Genomic DNA, 26,467 nt, shown 5'->3' on the forward strand with positions numbered 1-26,467 from the left:
AGGCTCGCTCAGGCGGGACGGAAAAAAAAGAGTCCCCGGTCCGCCTCCCCAACCCACCCTGCCAGCAGTGCGCCAAGCCATCCTTGACCGTCTTTCTCGCTCACCGCCGCGGCATTGCCCTCACTGCGGATGTAGCCTCATCAGTAATCACAACAAACTTCCGCCAAAGTAGTGCTAGAGCGGTAGTCGATCATATTGGATCATATCCAGCTGCGGCGAACATGTTTTGGCATTCTGCGGGTGTGATGAGGTCGACGAGTTGTCCGATTGCGGCCCAAAGGGTGTCGATGGTCCGCGCGCCCTCTTTTCGCAGCAAGGCTTTGAGCTTGCTGAAGGCGTTCTCGATGGGGTTGAAGTCCGGGCTGTAAGGCGGGAGGTGGCGCAATTCAGCGCCTGCCGCTTCAATCAATTCGTGCACCCTCGGCCCTTTGTGGCTGGACAAGTTGTCCATCACGACGATGTCGCCAGGCCGCAAGATCGGCACCAGGCCCTGCTCGATCCATGCCTCAAACACCATCCGATTGACCGGGCAGTCGATTACGAAGGGGGCAACGATGCCGCTGTTGCGCAGGCCGGCTATCACCGTCGTGGTCTTCCAGTGGCCATGCGGCACACTCATCCGCAAGCGTTCACCGCGCCGACAACGGCCATGGCGACGGGTCATATTGGTGCTGGCCCAAGTTTCATCGACAAAGATCAGCCGGTCGGGGTCGAGATCTTCCTGGCCTTCAAACCACGCCCAACGCCGGCTCAGGACGTCAGGGCGCTCCTGCTCGGCGGCGTGCGCGGTCTTTTTTTGCGCGTGATGTGATGCCGCTGGAAGAAGCGCCTCAGCGTCCCGTAACCGAATTGGTGGCCCTGTGTGGCCAGCGCGCTGCGCAGTTCCTCAATCGTCGCATCGCGCATCTGCTCCAGCAGGTCGAGAACCACATGCGCCTGCTTCTCGATCCGCCCGGAGCGTCGGTCGCCACCATGTCGACCGGGCTTCAGGTTCCCCTGCGCGCTCAGCAGGCTGCGCCACCGACTGACGCTCGCTGCGCTGACACCAAACCGTGCCGCCGCCTCGCGGTGCGTCGCTCCCTGTTCCACAGCCGCCACCACACGGCCCCGCAGATCCTCCAAAAGAGTCTTTGCCATTCCTGCCAGCCTCCAAACTCCGGCAGATAGCTTGAATCAGATTTCAACCGCTTCCAGTACCCCAGCGATTCAGATGGTTCGGCTACCGCTCTAGCGGGGCCTGAACCGCGCCACGAAATCGAGGATCGCCGCCGCCGCCTCGTCCGGCGCCGGCCGCACAAGCACCCGTCCGCCGGCATCCCGCGTCTCGCTCACCGCCTGCAGCCGCGCCTCGGCCGAAACGTCGCCGCCAACATCGCCGATCAGCTTCGGCCGCGCCCGGTAGGGCCGGATTTCGGCTCCTTCCGGCATCACCGCCGGCATCAGCGCCGGTCCCGCCACTTCGTTCACCCGCCCGGCCAGCCGCGCCCGATGCACATAGGGTAGCGCCGCCGGTGCCGCCGGATGCACGGTGATCACCGCCGCCCGGCGCACCGTGGCCGCCCGCCGCCCGCCGCGCGGCAGCGCCTGCGTCACGGTAAATTCACCGTCCGTTAGCCCGATCGAGATCGCATCGGCGACGATCGGCCATCCCAGCGCCCGCGCCAGCCGATAGGGCAGCAGCCCGCCATCCGCCCCGCCCCGGCCGCGCCGCCCGGCGAGGATGAGATCCGGCATCCTTCCCTCCAGCACCGCCACCAGCGCACCGAGCGGATCGTCCGCCGCCCCGGCGCCGACCAGCGTCAGACCATCGATCCCGTGGCCCAGCACATCCAGCACCGCATCGTCGCGCCCACCGGCATGCAGCCCCTCGACCACCCCGCTCGCCCCGGCAATGCGCCGCGCCAGCGCTATCGCTTGCAACTCCACCGGCACCGGGCAGGGCTCGCCCGTCGCCGGATGCCGGCCGGCGGATAGCAGCACGACGATCCTCACGCCTCAGCTTCCAGCCGCGCGAGCAGCGCCGGCAGCACCGCCTGCGCATCGGCCACCACCGCCAAATCCGCCCGCGCGATCATCGCCGCGTGCAGATCGGTATTCACCGCGACCACATGCTCCACCGTGCCGATCCCCTGCAAATGCTGCGGCGCACCGGAAATCCCGAACGCCACATAGCAGTCAGCGTTGAGTACGGTCCCCGAGGCGCCGACCTGCATCTCCCGCGGCAACGCGCCGGCATCGCATACCACCCGGCTCGCCCCCGGTGTTGCCCCGAGCGCGCGCGCGAGATCGAGAAACCCCGCGAAATCCGCCACCCCGTTCCCCGCCGCGATCACGAATCCCGCCTCGTCCAGCCGCACATTCGCCGCTTCCACCGGCAGGGGCGACAGCCGCACCGCCATCGCCACATCCCTCGCCGGATCGCCCGGCGGATCAACCGGCTCGGCCGCGTGCGCCGGCCCGCGCCAAGGCGCAATGCGGTCGGCCGCGATGCTCAGCAGATGCGGCGGCGCCGCCCGCCATTCCACCCGCCCTGCGGCAGCCGGGCGGATCGCCTGCCGCGCCGACAGGCTCTCGACCGCATCGAACAGCGTCTCGTCGCGGAGTGCGGCCACCCGCCGCGCCAGATCCCCGCCATCCGCGCTCTCGGCGAATACCACATGGCGCGGCCGATGCGCGCCGATCACGGCGGCGACCGCTGCCGCCAACGCCGCCGGATCGTCCCGCTCGGGCAGCATCATCACCCGGTCCGCCCCCGCCGCCCCCGCGTCCTCCGGCAGGCTCGGCGCCAGCAGCACCACCGCCGCCCTCCCGCCGCCATCGAGCAATCGCGCCGCCCCCAGCACCTGCCGGTCATGGCGCGACAGCATGCCGCCCGCCATCTCCACCACGGCGAACACCAGATAGGCTGGCTCGGCGATGGTCACGACCGCGGCCGCCGCCTTTGCGACGACTGCATCCTGCGCGATTACCCCGCCGCGATGCATTCGGTCGATCCGCCGGCGCGGCGCCTCGGTCACCACCACCGCCGCGCGCTCGGTGCGCGGATCGCGGCGCTTCGCGCTCACGCCCGCACCGCCGCCGGCACCGCTTCCATCGCCTCATGCACCAGCTCGGCAATGTCGCGCACCGCGGGCCGTGCGCCCGTCACCCCTTCCAGCATTGCCGTGCAGCCCGGGCACGCCACGGCGACGATCCCGGCCCCCGTCTCCCGCGCCTGCGCCATCCGCAAATCCGGAATCCGCCGCTCGCCCGCGATGTCCGAAACCGGCGCGCCGCCCCCGCCGCCGCAGCAGAACGAGGCCGCGCCATGCCGCTCCATCTCGCTCACCGCCACGCTGATCCGCCCCAGCACCCGCCGTGGCGCGTCATACTCGCCGTTGTAACGGCCGAGATAGCACGGGTCGTGATAGGTCACCGTCACGCCGGATATAGCCCCCGGCCGGATCGCGCCATTGCCGATCAGCTCGTCGATCAGCGCCGTATGGTGCTGCACCATATAGTGTCCGCCGAACGCCGGATATTCCTGCCGCAATACATGCAGCGCATGCGGATCGGCGGTGATGATCCGGCTGAACCGCCGCCTCGCCAGCGACGCCACATTGGCGCGCGCGAGGCGCTCGAACCCCGCCTCGTCGCCGAGCCGCCGGGCGAGGTCGCCGCAATCTCGTTCTGCTTCCCCCAGCGCCGCGAAATCCAGCCCCGCCGCCCGCATGATTGCCACCAGCGCCCGCAGCGTTCGCCCGTAGCGCGCGTCGAACGCCCCATCGCCGAGCCAGAGCAGGATGTCGGCGCTCTCGCCCTCGCCCAGCACGCGCAGCCCGCCGGCGGCGAAATCGAGCCGCCGCCCGGGCTCGAACCCACCCGGATTGAACGCGTAGCGCAGCTCCGAAAGCACCTGGTCCGCCTTGCCCGGTGCAGCGCCCTCCGCGAGTGTCAGGTGCCGCCGCAGGTCGATCACCGCATCCACATGCTCGATCATCATCGGGCAGGCGGATACACAGGCGCGGCAGGTCGTGCAGGCGAACAGCGTCTCCGCGTGCAGCCGCCCGAGCACCGGGCCCGGCGACGAAATGCCGGGATGCGGCGAGCCGGCATAGGAAGGCGCGTCAGGATGCAGCGCCGCCGCCAGGTCCTGGATCAGCGCCTTCGGGTTCAGCTTCTGGCCGGCGGCAAAGGCCGGGCATGCCTCCTCGCACCGCCCGCACTGGATGCAGGCATCGAACCCCGCCAGCCGGTTCCAGGCGAAATCGCCGATCGTCGCCACACCGAATTTTTGCGCTGGCAACAGCCCGCTCTCCGCCGCGCCCGCGAAGCGCTCAGGCCGCGGATGCGCCGCGAGATGCACCGCCCCGGCCAGCGCGTGCCGCATCGGCCCGGCCGCGATCCCCGCCACCAGCCGCGCCCCGCCCCAGGCGGCAAGCCCGATCCCCGCCAGTGCCGGCAGCCACAGCCCGAGCAGAATGCCGAGCGAGGCCAGGAACCCGCCCGCCGCATAGGCAGCCAGATCCCGCGCCAGCCCCTCGAACGCCCCGCCCGAGAGTGACGCCGGCCTTACCGGCTGCCGCCGCTGCGCCACCAGCCGCGCGCCGAAAATTGCGAAACCAAAGCCGAATGCGGCCAGCAGCCACAGAATTTCCGCGCCACGCAGCGCCGGGATGACGCCCAGCAGCACAAGCGTAGTGCCGCCGAGCAAGCCCCCGGCAATCGCCTGGTGCATCCGCGCCGCCGCCGCCCGCAATGCAACCACGCCATGCGCGTCGACGAGATACCGCCGCGGCAGCGCCGCCAGCCCGCGCGCCCAGTCCACCGGTGCCGCCCCGCCGCGCCGCCATGATGCGGCAAGACGCAGCGCCTGCCCCACCACCCCGGCCAGCAGCAGCCAGGCCAGCAGGACGAACAGGCCCGCCATCAGAAATCCTTGCAGAGCCGCAGCGCGTCGTAGATCGCGGCGTGGATGTTGCGCCCCGCCGCCGCATCGCCGATGCGATAGAGCGCGTATCCTGCCTCCGGCCAGGGCTGCGCCCGCCCTGCCACCAGCGCGCCGGCATCGATCCGCCCCCGGTTGACCGACCCCGCCTTCAGCGGATCATACAGCGCGTCATCCGGCAACGTGCCGAAATCGACGACGACATGATCCACCACCCGTTCTTCCTCGGCGAGATCCATCGTGTTGCGCAGCACCGCAACCAGCCGGTTCTCCTCCCGCCGCACCGCGAGCAGGTCGAGATTAGGCGTCATGATCACGTCATGGCGGTAGAGTTCGCGCAGATGGATCGGCTGGTTGGTGGTGCCGACCTCCTCGGCCGCCATCCGGTCGCCGGTCGCAAGTTCCACCAGCGCGCCGCGCTTCGCCAGGAACTCGGCGCAGGAGGCGGCATTGTGCTGCCCCATCCCGTCATAGAGCAGCACCGAACCGCTGAGCGCGATCCCGTCGCGCAGGATCGCGGCGGTTGTTGTCACCAGTTCCGCCCCCTCCATGAAACCCGGATTGGGGACGCCGCCGGTCGCGAGAATCACGATGTCCGGCCGTTCCGCCAGCACCATCGCCGCATCCGCCGCGAGACCGAGCCGCAGATCCACGCCGAGCCTGCGCACCTGCGCGCCGAGCCAGCGCGGAATGCCCGACAGCGCCTCCCGCCATCCCGCCTTCGCGGCGATGTTGATCTGCCCGCCGAGCGCCGTCTCCCGCTCGAACAGCACCACCTCGTGGCCGCGCTCGGCACTCACCCGCGCGGCCTCCAGCCCGCCCGGCCCGCCGCCGACGACAACCACAAGCCGCCGCCGCGCTGCCTTGCCGATCACGTGCGGCATCGTCGCCTCGCGTCCGGTCGCGGCATTCTGGATGCACAGCGCATCCGCCCCGGTATAGATCCGGTCGATGCAGTAGCCGGCGCCGACGCACTGGCGGATATCGTCCTCCCGCCCGTCCTGCAGCTTGCGCGCGAGGTGCGGGTCGGCGATATGCGCCCGCGTCATCGCGATCATGTCGACATGCCCTTCCGCCACCGCGCGCGCAGCGGTGGCAAGGTCGGTCACCCGCTGGGCGTGGAACACCGGCACTTCAACCTCGCGGCGGATCGCGCTGGCCAGCGGCAGGAAGGGGGCTACCGGAAAGGACATGTTCGGCAGCGAGACCGCATGCGCCAGATGGTCCCGCGCCTGCCCGCCGAGCACATTGATGAAATCGACCAGCCCGCGCCGCGCATGCGCCTCGGCGATGGCCACGCAATCCTCGTGGCTCAGCCCCTCGGCCAGCATCTCGTCGCCCGACATGCGGATGCCGATCAGGAAATCATCCCCCGCCGCTGCCCGCATCGCCTCGAGAATCTCGAAACCGAACCGCATCCGGTTTTCCAGCGATCCGCCATATCCATCGCTGCGGTGATTGACCGAGGGCGACCAGAACTGGTCGACCAGATGCCCGTGCGCCGCCGAGAGTTCGCAGCCATCGAGCCCGCCCTCGCGCGCCCGCCGCGCCGCCGCCGCGAAATCGGCGATCACCCGATCGATATCCTCCTGCTCCATCTCGCGCGGGATCGACCGGCTCGCCGGCTCCCGCCGCGGCGAGGCGGACAGCGTCGGCAGCCAGTTCTCGGTATCCCAGCGCGTCCGCCGCCCCATATGCGTGAGCTGGATCATCAGCGCCGCGCCATGCGCGTGCACGCGTTCGGAAAACTGCTGAAAATACGGAATGACGCTGTCATCGGCGACGGAAATCTGGTTCCAAGGTGCCGCCGGACTGTCGAGCGAGACCGAGGACGATCCGCCGAACATCGTCAGCCCGATGCCGCCCTTCGCCTTTTCCGCGTGATAGAGCTGATACCGCTCCTGCGGCTTGCCGTCGCGGCCATAACCCGGGGCGTGGCTCGTGCTCATGATCCGGTTGCGGAACGTCGTCCGGCGGATCGTCAGCGGGCGGAACAGCGCCTCGGCATGGGCGATCATGCGCGGCCTCGCCGCTTCGGGACTCTCGGTGGCGCCAGCGCCACAGCGGGCAGCGGCCGCATCATCAGCGTTCGATCACGAGATCGGTCAGCGGTGTCGAGCAGCAGATCAGGATCAGGTCCTGGTCGATCTCGCGCTGGCGGATGCCACCCTGGTGCTTCATGTCCACCCGTCCCGAGACGAGCCTGCTCTTGCAGGTGCCGCACACGCCCTTGGTGCAGGACGAGGGAAGCCGCATTCCCGCCTCGCGCGCGGCGGCGAGAATATGCTGCCCGGGCGCGACCCCGATCGTCCGGCCGGACTTGCTGAACGTGACCTCGAAGGTTTCCGCTCCCTGCGCGGCGAGCACCTCCTCGACCGGCGGCGGCACGCCGAAATCGAAACTTTCCTCATAGTAATAGCGCATGTCGTAGCCGAGGCCGACGAGCCCCTCGCGCACCACCTGCATGTAGGCCGGGGGGCCGCAGTTGAAGATCCAGCGTTCGGCGAAATCCGGCGCCAGAAGTGCCAGCAGCTGCGGCGTCACCCGCCCGCGCGGCCCGCCCCAACGCCCGCCGGCGCCATCCGCCTCGCACACCGGAATGACCCGCAGGTTGGGCATCTGCCTCCCCATCACCGCGAGTTCGTCGCGGAAAATGATGTCCTCCGGCGCCCGCGCGAAATGGATGAACACGATATCCGCGTCTGGAGCGAGATCCTGATGCGCGCGCGTCATCGACATCAGCGGGGTGATCCCCGAGCCGCCCGAGAGGAACAGGTATTTTTCCCCCGGCGTCGCCACGAAGCTGAAATCGCCGAGCGGCCCGATCGCGCGGATCTCCATCCCCGGGCGCAGATTGTCGTGCAGCCAGGGCGAGACCACGCCGTCCGGCTTGCGCTTCACCGTGATCGAGATCTGGTCCGGCCGCGTCGGGCTGGAGGCGATCGTATAGCAGCGCTGCACGATCTCACCGCCCACCGGCACATCGAACACGAGGAACTGCCCTGGCCAGTAGCTGAAGCGCGAGGGCGTGCGGCCGACAAAGGTGAAGGTCCGCACATCGTGCGTCTCCAGCCGCGAATCCACGCAGACAAGAATGTCGTCAGCCTCCGGATCCCACGCGGACAGGCTGCCATCGCGCGCGGCGCGGCAACGCTCGGCCGGCGTCATGTTCATCGCGCCGGTTCGATCCCGAGCTGGGCGGCCATGCGACCGATATACCAGTTGGCGAAAGCCTCGACCTGGCCTTCGGTTTCGGTCGAGTACGGCCCCGGCACATAGCCAGCACTCGCCGCCCCCGCCTGGGCGAGGCCGACCAGCGCGCCGTCCTGCAGATTGGTTTCGCGCCACACCCGGATCAGGTTTTCGAGATCATAGTCCACACCCTGGATCGCATCGCGATGCACCAGCCACTTGGTGCGCAGCAGCGTGCGGTCCGGCGAGAGCGGCAGGACCGAGAAGGTCACGATGTGGTCGCTCATGAAATGATGCCAGGAATTTGGCTGGGTATGGAACGAGAGATCGCCGAGCCGCTTTTCCTTTGCCCGGCCGAGCAGCAGCCGGCTCGCCACCCTGGTGTCAAGCGTCTGCGATTCACCTTCGCGGTCCATCGGCATCCGCCCGATCCTGAACCCGGAAACCATGTCGTCGAGATGGCCGATTTCCTCGGAGGGAAAGCCGCTCGCCGTCCAGGCGCTGCACGAGCGCGCGACCATGTCGTCATAGCTCCGTCGCAGCGCCGCGCGCGCAGGATCGTCCTCGCGGGCGTCGAAGCCGAAGCCGAACTCGAAGATCGAGGACGTCAGCTCCGGATGGTTCATCGCGCAGTGATAGCACTCGCGGTTGTTCTCCATCGTCAGCTTCCAGTTGCCCTCCTCGATCAGGTCGATCTGCTGGGCCACCTTGCAGTTGGCGATCTCGTGCGGTGCGACATACGGCCCGACGATCCGTGCCATCTCGTCGAAATCCGCCGGCGGCGTCTCGGCGAGGCAGACGAAGAGCAGTCCCTCCAGCGAGCGGAGATGGATCTTCTTCAGCCCGTTGCAGGAATGATCGAACCCCTCGCCCATATGCTCGGCATGCAGGAGCGCGCCGTCGAGCCCATAGGTCCAGGTGTGATACGGGCAGACCAGCCGCCCCACGGCCGCCTTCTCGGTCGAGACCAGCCGCGCCGCGCGGTGCCGGCAGACATTGTGCATGGCATGGATCGCGCCATCGTCGTCGCGGCAGATCAGGATCTCGTTGTTGCCGATCTTCAGCGTCATCACGTCGCCAGGCTCGGGTACGTCCGGCTCGACGCCGACGAAAATCCAGTGCCGGTTGAAGATGTATTCGAGATCGGCGCGGAAGATGTCCGGATCGGTATAGAACTCCCGCTCCAGCATGTATCCGGGGCGCCGACGGGCCACCAGGTCGCGCAATGCGGGGGAAGCGACATCCGTCATGACGTTCACTTTCAATAGCGGCACTTTCAATAACGGCACTTTCGACAAGGATCAGCGCCCGGCAACGGAATGTGACGGTTCGGTGATGCAGCGTCTTTGGTTTTTGCGACATTGCGCCAGAACGATTTCGCAGGCCGCTCGCATGGCGGCCATGTGTTTTTCACATATTGCCGTCAGAATGGGCGCGGACCGGCATGAAGCCCCGACCCATCGCCGCCGGAGCCGCCCCGCATGGCCACCCCTGGCCGCATCTGCGAGGGCGACAGCCCATGCAGCGCCTTGAACTGGCGGGAGAAATGCGCGCAGTCTGCAAAGCCGGCCTCCAGCGCGATATCCGTCACCGACCGGTCGGTCGTCTCCAGCAGCCAGCGGGCATAGCGTAACCGCAGCGTGCGATAGAGCAGCGAGGGCCGCTGCCCGAGTGCGGCTTCGAAGCGCCGTTCCAACTGCCGCGTCGACAGGCCAAGTCGCCGCGCGATGATGGCGATCGGCACCGGGTCGGACAGGTTCTGTTCCATCATCAGCAGCGCCCGGCGCACCTGCCCGTCGGCCACGTCATGCGCCACCGGCGGGTGCGGCTGCACCGCCTCCTCGCCGCGCGTGCGCGCCAGTTGCAGTACCTGATGCGGCTTCTGCGCCAGCCTGCTGCCGAGATGCCGCTCGATCAGCAGCGCCGCGAGATCCGCCGCGCCAGCCCCGCCAGCGCAGGTGATCCGGTCGCCATCGATCTCGAACAGCCGGTCGCCGGTCACCTCGTGATCGGGAAAGGCTGCGCGGAAATCCTGATAGTGCAGCCAGCTGACACAAACGCGCCGCCCCTGCATCAAGCCCGCCTGGCAGAGCAGGAAACTGCCGTTGCAGATGCCGACGAGCTTCACCCCAGCCGCCGCCGCACGGGTGAGATAGGCGCAAAGCGGTGCTGCGTTCTGGTTGAGCCCGGTCAGCAACCCGCCGATCGCCACCACGTAATCGAAGCCGGAGGGGTCGAGAAACGGCGTACCGGGCAGCACCTGCACCCCGCAGCTCGCGCGAATCGGCGCCGCAGTGTCGGACATGATCGTCCAGCGGCAATTGATCGGTCGCGAGAAATCCGATTCGTCAGCGGCGAGCCGCAGCGTGTCGACGAACATCGACAATGCCGACAGCGTGAAATCGTGCGTGAGGAGAATGCCGACCGAAAGCGGCCGCCGCTCCTCACCCCGCGCCCCGCTCGCCACCCGTTCGCCCATCGGTCACCTCCGCCATCGCGCCGCATACGAGCCATGCGGCGATGACGCATATGACCACACAAGGACGGCCCGGCATACCTAAAACATTCATCAACTTCTGGCGGGGCTGGACCGTGCCGCGGCGTCAGCCCGGCGCCACCGCCATCGCGATATAATTGATCCCGGTATCCCGCCCGATGCGAAACCCGCCTCGCAGCGGCGCCGGCACCATCCCCGCCGTCGCCGCCAGCCGCAGCCCGGCGGCGCGGCACATCGCGGCAAGCTCGCCCGGGGTGATGAATTTCCGCCAGTCATGCGTGCCGGGCGGTGCCAAGCGAAGTACATATTCCGCTGTATATTTTGCAAAAACAATAGATTGTGGCGTTCTATTCAGTGTTGATATGAATAACCGGCCGCCTGGCCGCAGCAACCCGGCCAGCGTGTCGAGAAACCCCTGCGGGTCTGGCACATGCTCAATCACCTCCAGCGCCGTCACTGCGTCGAACCGCACGCCGGAGGCGACGAGCGTGTCGGTCGTCGTCGCGCGGTAGTCGATCTCCAGCCCCTGTGCTGCCGCATGCGCCCGCGCCACCGCGATCGCCTCGGCCGCGGCGTCGATCGCCGTCACCCGGCAACCGGCACGCGCAAGGCTTTCCGCCAGCAGCCCGGCACCACAGCCGACATCGAGCAACTCCACCCCCGCAGCCTCGCCGCGCACCGCCGACATGTGATCGACGATCCACCGGCTGCGCGCCGGGTTCATGGCGTGAAGCGCGCGCATCGGCCCGTGCCTGTCCCACCAGCGCGCCGCCAGCGCGTCGAACTTCCGCACCTCCGCCGCGTCCGCCCGTCCGGCGGACTGCCCGTCATCCATGCTCACATCCTCTCCGGCCTGCATTGCCCTTCTCCCGGGCTCTCGCTATGTGAGCCTGCCGGGAGACGGCAGCAAGCGCCGCTCCCGCGTTGATACCAGTTTCACGGCAAGATCGGATCACATGGCGCGCATCGTGATGAAATTCGGCGGCACTTCTGTCGCCGATCTGGACCGGATTCGCAACGTCGCCGCGCGCGTCAAGCGCGTGGTGGACGAGGGGCACGAGGTCGCCGTCGTCACCTCGGCAATGGCCGGCGCCACCAACCAGCTCGTCGCCTGGTGCCAGGAACTCTCCCCGCTCTACGACGCGCGGGAATACGACACGGTGGTGGCCACCGGCGAACAGGTCACGGTCGGCCTGCTCGCGATCGCCCTGCAGACCATCGGCGTCGACGCCCGCTCCTGGACCGGCTGGCAGATCCCCATCCGCACCGACGGCCAGCACGGCAAGGCGCGGATCGATAGGATCGACGGCGCCGAGCTGATCCGGCGCATGCAGATGGGCCAGGTGCCGGTGATCGCAGGCTTCCAGGGCATCGGGCCGGATAACCGCGTCACCACCCTCGGCCGCGGCGGGTCCGATACGTCCGCCGTTGCCGTTGCCGCTGCCGTCAAGGCCGACCGCTGCGACATCTACACCGATGTCGACGGCGTCTATACCACCGACCCGCGCATCGTCCCGAAAGCGCGCAAGTTGCCAGCCATCGCGTATGAAGAGATGTTGGAGCTGGCCTCGGTTGGTGCGAAAGTATTGCAGACTCGCTCCGTCGAACTCGCAATGAAGGAGCGGGTGCGGGTGCAGGTTCTCTCCAGCTTCACCGATGCCCCGGGAACGCTGGTCGTTGATGAGGATGAAATCGTGGAACAGGAAATCGTCGCCGGCATCGCCTATTCGCGTGACGAGGCCAAGGTCACCGTCCGCCGCGTGCCCGACCGCCCCGGCGTCGCCGCCTCGGTGTTCGGTCCGCTCGCCGAGGCCGGTATCAATGTCGACATGATCGTGCAGAACGTCTCCGCCGACGGCACCACCGACATGACCTTCACCCTCAACAAGACCGAGCTGCCCCGCGCCCGCCTCGTGCTCGACGAGAAGCGCGACGAGATCGGCTTCGCCGACCTCGCGACCGATCCCGACGTCGCCAAGATCTCGGTCGTCGGCGTTGGCATGCGCAGCCATGCCGGTGTCGCTGGCACCATGTTCCGTTCGCTCGCCGCCCGCGGCATCAACATCCAGGTGATTTCGACCAGCGAGATCAAGGTGAGCGTGCTGATCGACGCCGAATACACCGAACTCGCCGTGCGCGCCCTGCACACCGCCTATGGGCTCGACGTCGCGTGAGCGCGCTCGATCAGCTCTGGGCCCGCGGGCGCGATTTTCTCGGTACCGAAACCGCGATCATGGGTGGCGCCATGAGCTGGGTCAGCGAGCGCCACCTCGTCTCCGCCATCTCCAATGCCGGCGGCTTCGGCGTGATCGCCTGCGGCTCGATGAGCCCCGAACTGCTCGATGCCGAGATCGCCGCAACGAAGGCGCTCACCACGAAACCCTTCGGCGTCAACCTGATCACCATGCACCCGCAGCTCCTTGAGCTGATCGCGGTCTGTGTCCGCCACGGCGTGGGGCATGTCGTGCTCGCCGGCGGCCTGCCCTCCTCCGCCGCGGTCCGCGCGGTCAAGGACGGCGGCGCCAAACTCGTCTGCTTCGCGCCCGCCCTGGTGCTCGCGAAACGCCTCATCCGCAGCGGCGCCGACGCGCTGGTGATCGAGGGGTCCGAGGCCGGCGGCCATATCGGCCCGGTCTCGCTGGCGGTGCTGGCGCAGGAAATCCTGCCCGTCATCACCGAGGTTCCGGTCTTTGTCGCTGGCGGCATCGGCCGCGGCGAGGCGATCCTCGCCTTCCTCGAAATGGGCGCCGCCGGTGTGCAGCTCGGCACCCGCTTCGCCGCCTCCGCCGAGAGCATCGCCCACGCCAATTTCAAGGCCGCCTTCCTCAAGGCCAACGCGCGCGACGCGATCCCCTCGGTCCAGCTCGATGCCCGTTTTCCGGTCATCCCGGTGCGCGGCCTCGCCAATGCCGGCACTGCCCGCTTCATCGAGCATCAGGCCGAAACCATCCGCCGCTTCCAGACCGGCGAACTCGACAAGGAGCAGGCCCAGCTCTCGATCGAGCATTTCTGGGCCGGCGCGCTCCGCCGCGCGGTGATCGAAGGCGATGTCGAGCAGGGCTCGGTGATGGCCGGCCAGTCGGTCGGCATGGTCACCGCGATCCAGCCGGTCGCCGCGATCATCGCCGAGCTCATCGCCCAGGCCGATGCCGCCTTCGCTGCCCGCGCCACCGCCCGCCAGCCGGATGCCTCGATCGAAGCGGCCTAAGGGCGCGCCCCGCCCACGCAATATCCCGCTCGCCGCCTCGCGGCGGCTGTTCGCGAAGCTGCGCGACCGGCTGAGCTCCGGCAATTCCAGCCTGGCCGAGCTGGTGGAGCTGATCGCCGCTGAACTCGCGGTCGAGGTCTGCTCGGTCTATGTCGCCCGTGCCGGCGAAATGCTCGAACTCGCCGCCACCCACGGGCTGCGCATCGCCGCGGTCGGCCATACAAGGGTGCGGGTTGGCGAGGGCATCATCGGCCTTGCTGCCGCCAAGGGCGAGGCGCTCAACCTGCCGGACGCGCAGAACCACCCCGAATTCGCCTACCGGCCCGAAACCGGCGAGGAACGCTACGCCTCGATGCTCGCAGTGCCGATCCGCCGTGCCGGTCGCACGCTCGGCGTCATCGCGGTGCAGAATTCCGACCCCCGCGTCTACACCCCGCTCGAGGTCGAGACGATCTCGACCATCGCCATGCTGATCGGCGAGATTCTCGCCAGCCAGGGTGCCGCCGACATCGCCGCTGCCGGCTTCGGCGATGCTCTGGCACGGCGCTATTCCGGCCATCCGCTCGCCCCCGGCATCGTGCGCGGCACCGTGCTGCCCTTCGGCCGCTCTCCCGGCCCGCGCCACGTCCTCGCCGAAGACACGGCCGCCGAGCTGTCCCGGCTCGACCAGGCGATGGCCGATGCCGAAACCTCGCTCGACAACCTCGTCTCCGAGCATCTGCCCACCGGCCACGCCACCCGCGAGGTTCTGGAGGCCTACCGCCTGATCTCGCAGGGCACCGGCTGGCTCGAGCGCGTCCGCGCCGCGATCAATGATGGCCTGACCGCCGAGGCCGCGGTTGACCAGGTCGGCAGCGAGCTGCGCCGGCGCATGCGCAAGGTGGCCGATCCCTATCTGCGGGAGCGTGTCGCCGATATCGAGGACATGATCGAGCGAATGCTCGTAGCCCTTGGCGCCGGCACCGCGAAGCCTGAGGATGCGCGCGGCATGGTCCTGGTCTGCCGCCGCCTCGGCCCCGCCGAACTGCTCGACTGGCACCAGCGCGGCATTGCCGGCGTGGCGATCGAGGAGGCCAGCACCGGGGGCCACGCCGCAATCCTCGCCCGCGCGCTGGAAATCCCCGCCATCGCTGTCGAGGCCGGTGCCACCGAGGCTGCGCGTCAGGGCGATCCCGTGCTGCTCGACGCCGAATCCGGCGCCCTGATCCTTCGCCCCGATCCCGAGGTCACCGCGCTGTATGACCGCGCCCTCGCCGCCCGTGGCGCCCGCGCCGCCGAGCTTGCCGTCTTCCGCGACCGTCCGGCCCGCACCCAGGACGGCACCGAGGTCACGCTGATGCTCAATGTCGGCCTCGCCTTCGAGATCGACCAGCTCACCCGCACCGGCGCCGAGGGCATCGGCCTCTACCGCACCGAGATCGCCGCCCTCGCCGCTGCCCGCGTGCCCGGCGTCGCCGCCCAGGCGGCCGAATATCGCCGCGTCCTCCAGCGCGCCGATGGCAAGCGCGTCGTCTTCCGCACCCTCGATCTCGGCGCCGACAAGCTCCTGCCCGGCGAAGCCGACGACCAGGTGGAGAACCCGGCGATGGGCTGGCGCTCGCTGCGCGTCGGGCTCGACCGCCCGGCCATCCTGCGCAAGCAGCTCCGCGCCCTGCTGATGGGCGCGGTCGGTCTCGACCTCTCGGTGATGTTCCCGATGGTGGCGACGGTCGCCGAATTCCGTGCGGCGCGCGACCTGCTCGAGGCCGAGGCCGCGCGGCTCGACGAGAAGCCGAACCGCATCGAGATCGGCACCATGCTCGAAGTGCCCTCGTTGCTCTTCCAGCTCCCCGGCCTGCTCGCCGAGGCCGATTTCGTCTCCCTCGGCACCAACGACCTGATGCAGTTCCTCTTTGCCGCCGATCGCGGCACGCCGCGCCTCGCCGGCCGTTACGACGTGCTCTCCGCCCCGGTGCTGGAACTGATCGAGGGCCTTGCCGCGGCCTGCGCCGAGGAGGAGGTGGGTTTCTCGATCTGTGGCGAGGCCGCCGGCCGGCCGCTCGACGCGCTGGTCTTCGCCGCCATCGGGGTCGATACGCTGTCGATGTCCGGTGCTGCGATCCTGCCGGTCAAGGCGCTGTTCGCCGATGCCGATCTCGCCGCCCTGCGCCCGGTGCTGCGCGAACTCCGCCGCGCCGGCGCCGCCGGCACCTCGCTGCGCGAACCTCTCACGGCCTGGGCGCGGGAACACGGTTTGCCGATCTAGGCCGAACGCGCTAAACCGCCATCCGGACCGGGTCGAGACCGGGCAAATGCACGGACCGGGACTCTATTTCGCCCGGCTGCTGTGGCAGGTCGCCGCCTCTCGGCCGTCCTCCCTCAACTCCGCCCCGCGGGCATTCAAGGGCATCATGAACGGCGACAACGACCTCACAACTGCCGGATACGACACATCCTCCCGTGGCGGGCCGGAAGCCGTCGGCGCCGAATTGCGCGCCTTCCGCGAGCGTCTGGGCTGGAAACTGCCGGATATAGCGGCACGCCTGAAGATCAGGCGGGTGTTTCTCGAGGCCATCGAATCCGGCAATCTCACGGCACTGCCTGCGCCGACCTACGCGGCCGGCTTCATCCGCTCCTATGCCGAGATCATGGGACTCGATCCCGAGGAAATCCTCCGCCGCTTCCGCGCCGAGGGCATGAGCCGCAGCCGCCCGCCAGCCCTGAGCTTCCCCGAGCCGTTGCCGGACCGCGCCGTTCCGCCCGGCGCCGTACTCTTCCTTGTCGCCGCGGTCGGCCTCGCCGGCTATTTCTTCTGGTATCGCCATTCGGAGCATGAACTCCGGATGGCGCGCATGGTCCCCGAGGTCCCGGCCAAACTCGCCCCGCTGGCGATCCCGAAATCATCGGCACCGACGCCGGCGCCAGCGCCGGCCAAAACCGCTGCCGCCGGCGCGCCCGCATCGGGAACCAGCGCCCCTGCGCCGTCCGCCGCCACACCGCCGGCGGCATCGGCTTCGGCGGGAGCGCCCCCGGCTGCCACCGCGCAAGCCAGCGCATCCCAAGCCGCGGTGTCGCAGACGGCGTCTTCCACCCCACCGGGGGCGACGCCCGGCACCCCCGCTGCGTCAACGCCCGGCTCGGCCGCCGCAGACAGCGCGATGCCGAACCCGACGGCGGGCACCGGCACGGCAGATAGCGCCGCGAACCCCGGCGGCAATTCCGGTGCGGTCATCGCCGGCACATCAGCCTCCACTGCCGCCGGAACGCCGGCCGCTGCCGCCGGCACGGCCGCCGCTGGGACCACGCCCCCCGGCACCGCAGCTACGAGTGCTTTGCCTGCTGGCCAGGCTCCCGCAGCAGCCGCGTCGGTCAGCGCTAACCCGCTGGTGATCAGCGCCAGTGCCGACAGCTGGGTTGAGGTTCGTGGCCCGCACGGCACCATCCTGTTCAGCCGCGTGCTCAAGGCCGGCCAGTCCTGGCCGGTGCCGAACGAGCCGGGCCTGACCATGACCACGGGCAATGCCGGCGGCACCGAACTGGTCCGCAACGGCACTGCCGGCGCGCCGCTCGGCAAGCCCGGCGCGGTGCTCCACAGCGTTCCCCTCACGCCGGCCGCGCCCGCGGGCGGCGCAACCGCCCCGGTCGCCAGCCCGGCAGCACAGTAACCCCTCCACGGAAGCGAGCCCGATGAACTACCGCGAATACCAGCAGATCATCCGCCGCAAGTCGCGGCAGATCAGCGTCGGCCCGGTCAAGGTCGGTGGCGACGCGCCGATCACCGTGCAGACCATGACCAACACGCCGACCGACGACGTCGCGGCCACGGTGGCCCAGATCCAGCGTGCCGAGCGCGCCGGGGTCGACATCGTCCGCGTCTCCTGCCCCGACGAGGCGGCTACCGCTGCCCTCGCCGACATCGTGAAGCAGGTGAACGTCCCCATCGTCGCAGACATCCATTTCCACTACCGCCGCGCGATCGAGGCGGCGAAGGCGGGGGCGGCCTGCCTGCGCATCAACCCCGGCAATATCGGCAGCGCCGAGCGCGTGCGCGAGGTCGTCGCCGCCGCCCGCGATCACGGCTGCTCCATCCGCATCGGCGTCAATGCCGGCTCACTGGAGAAGCACCTGCTCGAGAAATACGGTGAGCCGAACCCCGACGCCCTGGTCGAATCCGCCCTCGAACACGCGAAGATCCTTCAGGATCACGACTTCCATGAATTCAAGATCAGCGTGAAGGCGTCGGACGTGTTCATGGCCGTCGCCGCCTATCAGCAGCTCGCCGAGGTCTGCGACCACCCGCTGCATATCGGCATCACCGAGGCCGGCGGACGGCGCACCGGTACGGTCAAATCCTCGATCGGGCTGGGCTCGCTGCTGTGGGCCGGCATCGGCGACACGATGCGCGTTTCCCTCTCCGCCGAGCCGGAGGAAGAAGTCGCTGTCGGCTGGGACATCCTGAAGTCGCTCGGCATCCGCCATCGCGGCGTGCGCGTCATCTCCTGCCCCTCCTGCGCCCGCCAGGGCTTCAACGTGATCGACACGGTGGCCCAGCTCGAAGACCGTCTCGCCCATATCGAGGAGCCGATCACCCTCTCGATCATCGGCTGCGTGGTCAACGGGCCGGGCGAGGCGCTAATGACCGATCTCGGCGTCACCGGCGGCGGCAATGGCCGCCACATGGTCTATGCCGCCGGCAAGACCGACCACACGATCGAGGGGGCGGCGATGATCGACCATGTCGTCGACCTCGTCGAACAGCGTGCCGCCCGCCTGCGCGAGGAAAAGGCGGCGGCGAAGCAGGCGGCGGAATAGCCCGCCCGCGCGTTGCGGACTGTTCAGCGGCGGCGATTTCCGGCAAACCACCGGCAATCTCCGCTGTCTGAAGGATTTCCGCCTTGACCAAGCCCCAACCCGTGCGCGGCACCCAGGACATCATCGGCGAGGACGCGCGCCGGCATCACCACGTGATCGAGACCGCCCGCCGCATCGCCGCGCTCTACGGCGCCGCCGAATGGGCCACGCCGGTCTTCGAGCTCACCTCCGTCTTCGCCCGCAACCTCGGCGAAACCTCCGATGTGGTGACCAAGGAGATGTATAGCTTCGAGGATCGCTCCGGCGAATCCGTCACGCTGCGTCCCGAGGGCACCGCCGGCGTCTGCCGCGCCCTGGTCTCCAACGGCCTCACCCAGACCCTGCCGCAGAAAATCTTCTACCAGGGTCCGATGTTCCGCTACGAGCGCCCGCAGAAGGGCCGCTACCGCCAGTTCCACCAGATTGGCCTCGAGATCATCGGCGCCGCCGAGCCGCTGGCCGATGCCGAGGCGATCGCCTGCGGCCAGCAGATCCTCGACGAGCTTGGCGTCGGCGCCAGCATCACCCTGCACATCAACACGCTGGGCGACCGCGACAGCCGCGATGCCTACCGCACCGCCCTGGTGGATTATCTCTCCCGCTATGAATCCGAGCTTTCCGACGAGAGCAAGGTCCGCCTGGTCAAGAACCCGCTGCGGATCCTCGACACCAAGGATGCGAACGACATCCGCCTCCTTGCCGACGCCCCGCTTATCTACGACCACCTGAACCCCTCCTCCGCCGCCTTCTATGACGGGCTCAAATCCGCACTTGCCGCCTTTGGCATCGCCTTCGTCGAGAACCCGCGAATCGTCCGCGGCTTCGACTACTACAACCATACCGCCTTCGAATTCGTCTCCACCGCCCTCGGCGCGCAGGGCACGGTGCTCGGCGGCGGCCGCTACGACCAACTGGTCGAGCAGATGGGCGGCCCGCCCACCCCCGGCGTCGGCTGGGCGGCGGGCATCGAGCGCCTCGCCATGCTGCTGGCAGCCCCCCCCGCCACGCCGCGCCCCGTCGCCATCATACCGATGGGCGAGGCCGAGCAGACCGCCGCGATCGAGATCCTCGCCACCCTCCGCCGCGCCGGCATCGCCGCCGAGGCCGCCTATCGCGGCAACCTGAAGAAGCGTCTCGAACGCGCCAACCGTATCAACGCCCGCGCCGCGGTGCTGATCGGTGCGGACGAACTCGCCCGCGGCGCCGTCACCCTCAAAACCCTCGACGACGGCGCCCAGCGCGAACTCCCCCGCGCCGAGCTTCTCGCCGCCCTCGGATGACCAGCTGACGCGATGACCCTGGAGCAGAACCTCGACCGTATCGTTCTCCGCGCCGAGGAGTTGCGCGCGATGCTCGCCGCCGGGGTCGATGGCGAGCGCTTCGTCGCCGCCTCGCGCGAGCTGGCCGAAATCGAGCCGGTCGAGCAGCAGATCCTTCTGCTCCGCGCCGCCGAGCGTGCTCGCGACGAGGCCGAGGCCGCCCGCGCCGATCCCGAGCTGCGCGAGCTGGCCGATGCCGAACTCCTCGCCCTGCGCGAGACCCTGCCGCGTCTCGAACACGAAATCCGCCTCGCCCTCCTGCCGCGCGACGCCGCCGACGAACGCCCCGCCATCCTCGAAATCCGCCCCGCCGCCGGCGGCGACGAGGCCGCGCTGTTTGCCGCCGAACTCTTCGCCGCCTATCGCCGCTACGCCGATTTGCGTGGCTGGCGCTTCGAGGTGCTGGACTATACCGAGACCGAGCTTGGCGGCCTGCGTGAGGGCATCGCCGAAATCACCGGCAGCGCCGTCTTTGCCCGCCTCAAGTTCGAAAGCGGCGTCCACCGCGTCCAGCGCGTCCCCGCCACCGAAACCCAGGGCCGCATCCACACCTCCACCGTCACCGTCGCCGTCCTGCCCGAGGCGGAGGATGTCGATGTCGAGATCAACGAGGCCGATCTCCGGATCGACGTCTTCCGCGCTTCCGGCGCCGGCGGCCAGCACGTCAACAAGACCGAGAGCGCCGTCCGCATCACCCATCTGCCCACCGGCATCGTCGTCGCCATGCAGGAGGAGCGCAGCCAGCACAAGAACCGCGCCAAGGCGATGAAGATCCTGCGCGCCCGGCTCTACGAGCAGTCCCGCGCCGCCGCCGCCGCCGGCCGCGCCGCCGACCGCAAGTCCCAGGTCGGCACCGGCGACCGTTCCGAACGCATCCGCACCTACAATTTCCCCCAGGGCCGCGTCACCGACCACCGGATCAACCTCACCCTGCACAAGATCGACCGCGTCATGCTCGGCGAGTTCGACGACATCATCGATGCGCTGACCGAGGAAGACCAGGCCGCCCGCCTCGCCGCCGCCGGCGCATGATCCCGACCACCGAGGCCCTGCGCGAACTCGGCCGCATCCTCGCCGCGGGCGGCGTCGAAAACCCGACCCGCGAGGCCCGCCTCATCCTCGCCCACGCGCTCGGCGTCGACCTCGCCGCACTCTGGGCGCTCGACGAGGTCGATCCCGAACCCGCTTTAGCCCTCGCCCGCCGCCGCGCCGCCCGCGAGCCGCTCGCCTACATCACCGGCGCAAAAGGCTTCTGGAGCCTCGATCTCGCCGTCTCGCCGGCAACGCTCATCCCCCGGCCAGACAGCGAAACCCTCATCGAAGCCGCGCTGCGCCACCGCCCCGACCGGGACAAGATCCGCACGATCCTCGATCTCGGCACGGGCACCGGCGCGCTGCTCCTCGCCGCCCTCACCGAATACCCCGACGCTTGCGGCCTCGGCATCGACCGCGTGCCCGCTTCCTGCGCCCTCGCCCGCGCCAATGCCGCCCGCACCGGCCTTGCGTCCCGCGCCGCCTTCTGCTGCGCCGACTGGGCAGAGGCGATCGCCGCCCGTTTCGACCTCATCCTCGCCAACCCGCCCTATATCCCGAGTGCCGACATCCCCGGCCTGATGGCGGAAGTCGCCGCCCACGAGCCCGCCTCCGCCCTCGATGGCGGCGCCGACGGGTTCGACGCCTATCGCCGCATCGTCGCGGATCTGCCGCGCCTGCTCGCCCCGGGCGGGCTCGCCATCCTCGAAGCCGGGATCGGCCAGGCCCAAGCCCTTATCGCCCTCGCCGCCGCGCACGGGCTGGATGCGGCCGCCGAACCCGATCTCGCCGGCATCCCCCGCGCCGTGTTCATGTCAGGGGCGGGAAAATATTCGTGAAAAACCATTTGGCGTTCCGGCCGAATCAGACTAGATAACAATTCCGTATTCGATACCCGGCCTCATGAGGCCGGAACGGCGGGTTCCCGACCGCTTCGTCCCGCGACGCGGTGCCGGTTCCGCAGGTGCCGTATCGAACTCGTTTGAACGACCACGCCATGAAAGACGCTGCCCGACCACGACCAGGGAAACGACGGTCCGGCACGCGCATGGTCGCACTGCAACAGGATACCGGAACTCTATGAACATAAAACGTATGCGCGGGCGCAACAATCGTGGTGGCGGCGGCGGTTCTTTTCGCAGCTATCAGGGGGGCACCCCGCTGAACCGCAATCACGTCTTTGACAGCAATGGCCCCGAACAGCGGGTCCGCGGCACCGCCCAGCAGCTTTACGACAAGTATCAGCAGCTTGGACGCGATGCCTCAAGTGCCGGCGACCGCGTTCTCGCCGAAAGCTATTTCCAGTATGCCGAACATTATTTTCGCATCATTTCAGCGATGAACCAGGCAGCCCAGACACAGCACGGCAACGGCCACGCCCGGCGCAACGACGCCTCGCAATCCTCCGACGCCCAGGACGATCAGGATCTTGCTGAACCCGCCCCCGGCCTCGGCGACCAGCCTTCCACCGAAGCCCGCGAAATCCCGATCAGCGCCGCACCGCCCGAGGTCTGATCGCGACCAGCCGCCCGCGCCGCCGCCCGGTCACTCCCGGGCGAGCAGCCGGTCGTTGACGAACCGTGCGATCCGCCGCCCCGGCCGATTGCGTGTCTCGCGCGCGTAGCGCTCGCGCAGCGCCTGCTCGTGATAGGCGTCGCGCACCCAGTCGAGAAACGCCATACCGCTGCCCTCCTCCTCGTACATATCGAGGAAGGCGTCCAGAATCCCGGTATTCGACTGCCGGATATGGCCGAAGCGCAGGCTGAGCTGCCGCCGCGCCTCGGCGACGCTGCCGCCCTCGATCAGCACGAACAACGCGCTCGCGATCCCCGCCCTGTCGGCGCCGGACTTGCAGTGCACCAGCGCCGGCCGCCGCATCGTGCGGATGATCTCGGCCAGCCGCAGGATGCGGTCGCGATGCGGCGCGCCGCGCGATTCCAGCGCCATGTCGTAGAAATCGAGCCCGAGCCGCCGCGCCGCCTCGCGCGAGAGCGCGTCCGAGCCGTTGCGGCACTCGCCGCGCAAGTTGATCAGCGTGTTGAGCCCGACCAGGCGGCGGAATTTCGCCAGCTGGAACGGCACCGGATGGTTCGAGCGATACAGCGCGCCCGGCTTGACCGGCGCAAAATTGGTCCAGCCCAGCCGCAGCACGGCGTGGTCGACGAACAGCGCGTCGATCCAGGCATTGCGCCGTCCCGCCGGAGTCGACAGGTCGCCGCGATAAATCGTGTCCATGCCGGCTGACTAGCAGGTATTCTCTGCCCATGCGACTCGCTCTGCCCGCCCTCGTGGCGCCGCTGCTGCTCGCCGCCTGTGCCAGCTCGCGCTTCGCCGGATACGGCACCCCGACCACGCTCACCTGCGTGCCCTATGCCCGCGCCGTCTCCGGCATCGAGATCACCGGCGATGCCTGGCGCTGGTGGGACGAGGCCGACGGGCGATACCCCCGCGCGCAGCGCCCCGTCCCCGGCGCCGTGCTGGTCTTCCGCCGCCACGGCGCGATGACCGCCGGGCATGTCGCTGTCGTTACCCGTGTCCTCGGCCCGCGCGAGATCCTCGTCACCCAGGCCAATTGGCTGCCCGGCCGCATTCAGCGCGCCACCCCGGTGCTCGATGTCTCGCCCGCGAATGACTGGACTTCGGTGCGCGTCTGGTACGCGCCCGATCACGAACCCGGCCGCACCATCTACCCCACCGACGGCTTCATCCTCCCCGCCCACGCAAGGCTGGAAACCGTCCCCGCCCCCCGCTAATGCTCTGCGCTGGTTGCGGCCGATCCGGCCGGACGCCAACCGCCAAGGAGCAAGAATGCTACGCAATGCGCTGACCGTGGGCGCCTGGACGATGGGCAGTCGGGTGCTCGGCTTCGCGCGCGACATCCTGATCGCCGCCCTGCTCGGTGCCGGCCCGGCGGCGGACGCATTTTTCGTGGCGCTGCGTCTGCCCAACCTGTTCCGCCGCCTGTTCGGCGAGGGCGCGTTCAGCGCCGCCTTCATCCCCGCCTATGCCGGCGCCCTCGCGCAGGACGGCGAAGCCCCGGCCCGCCGCCTCGCCGAGGAGGTCACTGCCATCATGGCGCTGTTCCTCTTCGCGCTCACCATCCTCGGCCTCGTGTTCATGCCCCTCGTGCTCGACATCCTGGCCCCCGGCTTCCGCGCCGATCCGGCAAAATTCGCCCTCGCGGTCCGGCTTTCGCGCATCACCTTCCCCTATCTCTGGCTGATCTGCCTCTGCGCCCTGTTCTCCGGCGTGCTGAACGCGCGCGGCCATTTCGCCGCTGCCTCCGCGGCACCCATCCTGTTCAATGTCTGCATCATCGCAACCCTTCTCATCCTGCACGCCGCCGGCCAGCGCGTGCCCGAGGCGCTGGCCTATGGCGTCGCTTTGTCGGGGATCGTGCAGTTCGTCCTGCTCGCCTGGGCGATGGCTCGCGCCGGCTCGCCGCTGCGCCTGCGCGTCCCGCGCCTCACGCCGGGGGCGCGCACCGTGCTGCGCCGCCTCGGCCCCGGGCTGATCGGCGCTGGCGTCACCCAGCTCAACCTCACGGTCGATACCATCATCGCCTCGCTGTTGCCCACCGGCACGGTCTCCGTGCTCTATTATGCCGACCGGGTGAACCAGCTTCCCCTCGGCGTCATCGGCACCGCGGTCGGCACCGTGCTGCTGCCGAGCCTCTCGCGTCAGTTCCGTCGCAACGAGACCGACGCCGCCCGCGAGTCGCTCAACCGCGCCATCGCGGTCTCGCTGCTGCTCACCCTGCCCGCCGCTGCCGCCCTCGCCGCGATCGGCCTGCCAGTGATGCGCACCCTCTTTGCCCATGGCGCCTTTTCCGACACCGATGCCGCGCGCAGCGCTGCCGCCCTCGCCGTCTATGCTTTCGGCCTGCCCGCCTTCGTGCTGGTGAAACTGTTCGCCCCCGGCTTCTTCGCCCGCGGCGACACCTCCACCCCGGTCAAGACCGGGCTCGCCGCGGTCGCGATCAACCTCGCCCTAAACCTCGCCCTGATGCATCCGCTGCAACAGGTCGGCATCGCGCTCTCCACCAGTCTCGCCGCCTGGTTCAACGCCATCGCCCTCGCCCTCCTGCTTCGCCGCCGCGCCGATTTCGCGCCGGACCGCGCGCTTGCCCGCCGCATCCTTGCCATCGTGCTGGCGAGCGGGCTGATGGCCCTGGCCCTGCTCGCCCTGCGCCGCACCGCGCTGATGCATCTCGCTCCCATTACCAGCCTCGCCCTGCTGATCGCTGCGGGCCTCGCCGTCTTCACGCTTGGGGGCATTCTCCTCGGCGCCGTCCGCCCGGCCGAGCTGCGCCTGCTCCTGCGCCGCCCCAAACCCGCCTGAACGGCGCTTGACCGGGCCGCCGAAGCGCGCTGATACAGTGGCCATGGCACGCATATTTTCGGGCATCCAGCCCACCGGAATCGCGCATCTCGGCAATTATCTCGGCGCGATCCAGAACTGGGTCGCGTTACAGGAGGGCAACGAGGGCATCTACTGCCTGGTCGACCTGCACGCGCTCACCGTCTGGGTCGAGCCCGAGGCGCTGCGCCAGCAGACGCGGGTGAACGCCGCCCTGCTCGTCGCTTGCGGCATCGACCCCACCCGCAGCATCCTGTTCCACCAGTCGGCGGTGCACGCCCATGCGCGCCTCGCCTGGATCTTCAATTGCGTCGCCCGCTTCGGCTGGCTCAACCGCATGACCCAGTTCAAGGACAAGGCCGGCAAGGATCGGGAGGCCGTCTCCACCGGCCTGTTCGTCTATCCCAACCTGATGGCCGCCGACATCCTCGCCTATCACGCGACCGAGGTGCCCGTCGGCGAGGACCAGAGCCAGCATCTCGAACTCGCCAACGACATCGCGCAGAAATTCAACCACGATTACGGGGTGGAATTCTTCCCCGCGATCACCCCGCGCATCATCGGCGGCAGCGCGCGCATCATGAGCCTGCGCGACGGCACCAGGAAAATGTCGAAATCCGACGCATCGGATCAGAGCCGCATCAACCTTACCGACGATGCCGACACGATCGCCCAGAAGATCCGCCGCGCCAAGACCGACCCGGAACCGCTGCCCGAGCGCCCGGCGCAGCTCGATTCCCGCCCCGAGGCCCGCAACCTCGTCGGCATCTACGCCGCCCTCGCCGACATCACCGCCGAGGACGTTCTGCGCGAGCACGCCGGCAACGGCTTCGGCCCGTTCAAGGAACGGCTGACCGAGCTTGCGGTGCAGAAACTCACCCCGATCGGTGCGGAGACCAAACGCCTCGCCGCCGATCCCGCCGAGATCGACCGCATGCTCCAGGCCGGCGCGGCTCGCGCCGCCGCCATCGCCGCGCCGATCGTCGCCGAAGCCGAGCGCCTCGTCGGCCTGCTGCCCGCGGGCTGAAACGAAAACGCCCCCGGGCTGGGCCGGGGGCGTATCGTCAATCTTTGAAATCCAGCGGCTTTGAGCAATTTCCGAT

General features: G+C 69.1%; 22 protein-coding genes. 12 read left to right on the forward strand and 10 right to left on the reverse strand.

Annotated features, from left to right (window positions below):
- Nucleotides 1–190: 190 nt before the first annotated feature.
- The 9 genes from B7Z76_RS06980 to ubiG form a co-directional block, all read right to left on the reverse strand.
- Nucleotides 191–1,137 (reverse strand): IS630 family transposase gene (locus B7Z76_RS06980; protein ID WP_291342977.1). Its coding sequence is split into 2 segments (ribosomal slippage): nt 191–789 and nt 789–1,137, totalling 948 coding nucleotides; the frame shifts between segments, so codons are not numbered across the junction.
- 90 nt (nt 1,138–1,227) lie between these two features.
- Nucleotides 1,228–1,992 carry an electron transfer flavoprotein subunit beta gene (locus tag B7Z76_RS06985; protein WP_291342979.1) on the reverse strand — a complete coding sequence of 255 codons (765 nt, stop codon included), beginning with the start codon at nt 1,990–1,992 and terminating at the stop codon, nt 1,228–1,230.
- Complete coding sequence (locus B7Z76_RS06990) at nt 1,989–3,065, reverse strand: electron transfer flavoprotein subunit alpha/FixB family protein (RefSeq protein WP_291342981.1); 1,077 nt, start codon at nt 3,063–3,065, stop codon at nt 1,989–1,991. Before B7Z76_RS06990 ends, B7Z76_RS06985 begins: the two co-directional genes overlap by 4 nt.
- Nucleotides 3,062–4,909, reverse strand: coding sequence for a DUF3483 domain-containing protein (locus B7Z76_RS06995; protein ID WP_291342983.1), 1,848 nt, complete (start codon nt 4,907–4,909; stop codon nt 3,062–3,064). The genes B7Z76_RS06990 and B7Z76_RS06995 overlap by 4 nt, the downstream gene beginning before the upstream one ends.
- A complete protein-coding gene (locus tag B7Z76_RS07000; protein ID WP_174502210.1) occupies nt 4,909–6,945 on the reverse strand; it encodes an FAD-dependent oxidoreductase in 2,037 nt (678 codons plus the stop codon). Before B7Z76_RS07000 ends, B7Z76_RS06995 begins: the two co-directional genes overlap by 1 nt.
- 64 nt (nt 6,946–7,009) lie before the next feature.
- Entirely contained in the window at nt 7,010–8,101 is a 1,092-nt protein-coding gene (locus B7Z76_RS07005; RefSeq protein ID WP_291342986.1) for a hybrid-cluster NAD(P)-dependent oxidoreductase, read from the reverse strand.
- Nucleotides 8,098–9,369, reverse strand: coding sequence for an aromatic ring-hydroxylating dioxygenase subunit alpha (locus tag B7Z76_RS07010; RefSeq protein WP_291343042.1), 1,272 nt, complete (start codon nt 9,367–9,369; stop codon nt 8,098–8,100). The genes B7Z76_RS07005 and B7Z76_RS07010 overlap by 4 nt, the downstream gene beginning before the upstream one ends.
- 173 nt (nt 9,370–9,542) lie before the next feature.
- A complete protein-coding gene (locus B7Z76_RS07015; protein ID WP_174502207.1) occupies nt 9,543–10,598 on the reverse strand; it encodes a GlxA family transcriptional regulator in 1,056 nt (351 codons plus the stop codon).
- A gap of 124 nt (nt 10,599–10,722) precedes the next feature.
- Nucleotides 10,723–11,475, reverse strand: coding sequence for a bifunctional 2-polyprenyl-6-hydroxyphenol methylase/3-demethylubiquinol 3-O-methyltransferase UbiG (gene ubiG, locus B7Z76_RS07020; RefSeq protein ID WP_174502206.1), 753 nt, complete (start codon nt 11,473–11,475; stop codon nt 10,723–10,725).
- Nucleotides 11,476–11,572: 97 nt separating this feature from the next.
- Here ubiG and B7Z76_RS07025 point away from each other — a divergent pair, with 97 nt between their 5' ends.
- The 9 genes from B7Z76_RS07025 (at nt 11,573) to B7Z76_RS07065 (ending at nt 22,520) form a co-directional block, all read left to right on the forward strand.
- Nucleotides 11,573–12,790 carry an aspartate kinase gene (locus B7Z76_RS07025; protein ID WP_291342990.1) on the forward strand — a complete coding sequence of 406 codons (1,218 nt, stop codon included), beginning with the start codon at nt 11,573–11,575 and terminating at the stop codon, nt 12,788–12,790.
- Nucleotides 12,787–13,824 carry a nitronate monooxygenase family protein gene (locus B7Z76_RS07030; RefSeq protein ID WP_174502204.1) on the forward strand — a complete coding sequence of 346 codons (1,038 nt, stop codon included), beginning with the start codon at nt 12,787–12,789 and terminating at the stop codon, nt 13,822–13,824. Before B7Z76_RS07025 ends, B7Z76_RS07030 begins: the two co-directional genes overlap by 4 nt.
- A complete protein-coding gene (locus B7Z76_RS07035) occupies nt 13,802–16,069 on the forward strand; it encodes a putative PEP-binding protein (RefSeq protein ID WP_291342991.1) in 2,268 nt (755 codons plus the stop codon). The genes B7Z76_RS07030 and B7Z76_RS07035 overlap by 23 nt, the downstream gene beginning before the upstream one ends.
- Nucleotides 16,070–16,115: 46 nt before the next feature.
- On the forward strand, nt 16,116–17,468 hold the full coding sequence (locus B7Z76_RS07040; protein ID WP_174502202.1) for a helix-turn-helix domain-containing protein: 1,353 nt from the start codon (nt 16,116–16,118) through the stop codon (nt 17,466–17,468).
- A gap of 22 nt (nt 17,469–17,490) precedes the next feature.
- Nucleotides 17,491–18,615, forward strand: a complete 1,125-nt coding sequence (gene ispG, locus B7Z76_RS07045; RefSeq protein ID WP_174502201.1) for a flavodoxin-dependent (E)-4-hydroxy-3-methylbut-2-enyl-diphosphate synthase — start codon at nt 17,491–17,493, stop codon at nt 18,613–18,615.
- Nucleotides 18,616–18,698: 83 nt separating this feature from the next.
- Nucleotides 18,699–19,934: a histidine--tRNA ligase gene (gene hisS / locus B7Z76_RS07050; protein ID WP_291342993.1), complete on the forward strand. Its 1,236-nt coding sequence runs from the start codon at nt 18,699–18,701 to the stop codon at nt 19,932–19,934.
- A gap of 12 nt (nt 19,935–19,946) precedes the next feature.
- Nucleotides 19,947–21,005 carry a peptide chain release factor 1 gene (gene prfA / locus B7Z76_RS07055; protein ID WP_174502199.1) on the forward strand — a complete coding sequence of 353 codons (1,059 nt, stop codon included), beginning with the start codon at nt 19,947–19,949 and terminating at the stop codon, nt 21,003–21,005.
- A complete protein-coding gene (gene prmC / locus B7Z76_RS07060) occupies nt 21,002–21,844 on the forward strand; it encodes a peptide chain release factor N(5)-glutamine methyltransferase (RefSeq protein WP_174502198.1) in 843 nt (280 codons plus the stop codon). Before prfA ends, prmC begins: the two co-directional genes overlap by 4 nt.
- A 241-nt stretch (nt 21,845–22,085) precedes the next feature.
- Nucleotides 22,086–22,520, forward strand: a complete 435-nt coding sequence (locus B7Z76_RS07065; protein WP_174502197.1) for a DUF4167 domain-containing protein — start codon at nt 22,086–22,088, stop codon at nt 22,518–22,520.
- A gap of 30 nt (nt 22,521–22,550) precedes the next feature.
- Here B7Z76_RS07065 and B7Z76_RS07070 read toward each other — a convergent pair whose 3' ends face one another.
- A complete protein-coding gene (locus B7Z76_RS07070; RefSeq protein ID WP_174502196.1) occupies nt 22,551–23,240 on the reverse strand; it encodes a tyrosine-protein phosphatase in 690 nt (229 codons plus the stop codon).
- Nucleotides 23,241–23,269: 29 nt separating this feature from the next.
- On the opposite strand from B7Z76_RS07070, the gene B7Z76_RS07075 reads away from it, so the two are divergent.
- Genes B7Z76_RS07075 through trpS form a run of 3 tightly spaced genes read left to right on the forward strand, consistent with a single transcriptional unit; the run spans nt 23,270 to nt 26,391 of the window.
- Nucleotides 23,270–23,758: a CHAP domain-containing protein gene (locus B7Z76_RS07075; RefSeq protein WP_174502195.1), complete on the forward strand. Its 489-nt coding sequence runs from the start codon at nt 23,270–23,272 to the stop codon at nt 23,756–23,758.
- Nucleotides 23,759–23,813: 55 nt separating this feature from the next.
- Nucleotides 23,814–25,346, forward strand: coding sequence for a murein biosynthesis integral membrane protein MurJ (gene murJ / locus B7Z76_RS07080; RefSeq protein WP_174502194.1), 1,533 nt, complete (start codon nt 23,814–23,816; stop codon nt 25,344–25,346).
- Nucleotides 25,347–25,389: 43 nt separating this feature from the next.
- On the forward strand, nt 25,390–26,391 hold the full coding sequence (trpS, locus tag B7Z76_RS07085) for a tryptophan--tRNA ligase (RefSeq protein ID WP_174502193.1): 1,002 nt from the start codon (nt 25,390–25,392) through the stop codon (nt 26,389–26,391).
- Nucleotides 26,392–26,467 lie beyond the last annotated feature (76 nt).

It is taken from the genome of Acidiphilium sp. 20-67-58 (genome assembly GCF_002255515.1).
Lineage (GTDB): Bacteria > Pseudomonadota > Alphaproteobacteria > Acetobacterales > Acetobacteraceae > Acidiphilium.

Bases quoted from the DNA above. Each gene is read 5' to 3' on its own strand.
- ubiG (WP_174502206.1), bottom strand. From the start codon at position 11,475: ATGCAGGCCGGAGAGGATGTGAGCATGGATGACGGGCAGTCCGCCGGA.
- ispG (WP_174502201.1), top strand. From the start codon at position 17,491: ATGAACTACCGCGAATACCAGCAGATCATCCGCCGCAAGTCGCGGCAG.
- B7Z76_RS07010 (WP_291343042.1), bottom strand. From the start codon at position 9,369: ATGACGGATGTCGCTTCCCCCGCATTGCGCGACCTGGTGGCCCGTCGG.
- trpS (WP_174502193.1), top strand. From the start codon at position 25,390: ATGGCACGCATATTTTCGGGCATCCAGCCCACCGGAATCGCGCATCTC.
- B7Z76_RS06995 (WP_291342983.1), bottom strand. From the start codon at position 4,909: ATGGCGGGCCTGTTCGTCCTGCTGGCCTGGCTGCTGCTGGCCGGGGTG.
- prfA (WP_174502199.1), top strand. From the start codon at position 19,947: ATGACCCTGGAGCAGAACCTCGACCGTATCGTTCTCCGCGCCGAGGAG.
- B7Z76_RS07000 (WP_174502210.1), bottom strand. From the start codon at position 6,945: ATGATCGCCCATGCCGAGGCGCTGTTCCGCCCGCTGACGATCCGCCGG.
- B7Z76_RS07035 (WP_291342991.1), top strand. From the start codon at position 13,802: ATGCCTCGATCGAAGCGGCCTAAGGGCGCGCCCCGCCCACGCAATATC.
- B7Z76_RS07070 (WP_174502196.1), bottom strand. From the start codon at position 23,240: ATGGACACGATTTATCGCGGCGACCTGTCGACTCCGGCGGGACGGCGC.
- B7Z76_RS07065 (WP_174502197.1), top strand. From the start codon at position 22,086: ATGAACATAAAACGTATGCGCGGGCGCAACAATCGTGGTGGCGGCGGC.
- B7Z76_RS07040 (WP_174502202.1), top strand. From the start codon at position 16,116: ATGCACGGACCGGGACTCTATTTCGCCCGGCTGCTGTGGCAGGTCGCC.
- B7Z76_RS07075 (WP_174502195.1), top strand. From the start codon at position 23,270: ATGCGACTCGCTCTGCCCGCCCTCGTGGCGCCGCTGCTGCTCGCCGCC.
- murJ (WP_174502194.1), top strand. From the start codon at position 23,814: ATGCTACGCAATGCGCTGACCGTGGGCGCCTGGACGATGGGCAGTCGG.
- B7Z76_RS07015 (WP_174502207.1), bottom strand. From the start codon at position 10,598: ATGGGCGAACGGGTGGCGAGCGGGGCGCGGGGTGAGGAGCGGCGGCCG.
- B7Z76_RS07005 (WP_291342986.1), bottom strand. From the start codon at position 8,101: ATGAACATGACGCCGGCCGAGCGTTGCCGCGCCGCGCGCGATGGCAGC.
- B7Z76_RS07025 (WP_291342990.1), top strand. From the start codon at position 11,573: ATGGCGCGCATCGTGATGAAATTCGGCGGCACTTCTGTCGCCGATCTG.
- prmC (WP_174502198.1), top strand. From the start codon at position 21,002: ATGATCCCGACCACCGAGGCCCTGCGCGAACTCGGCCGCATCCTCGCC.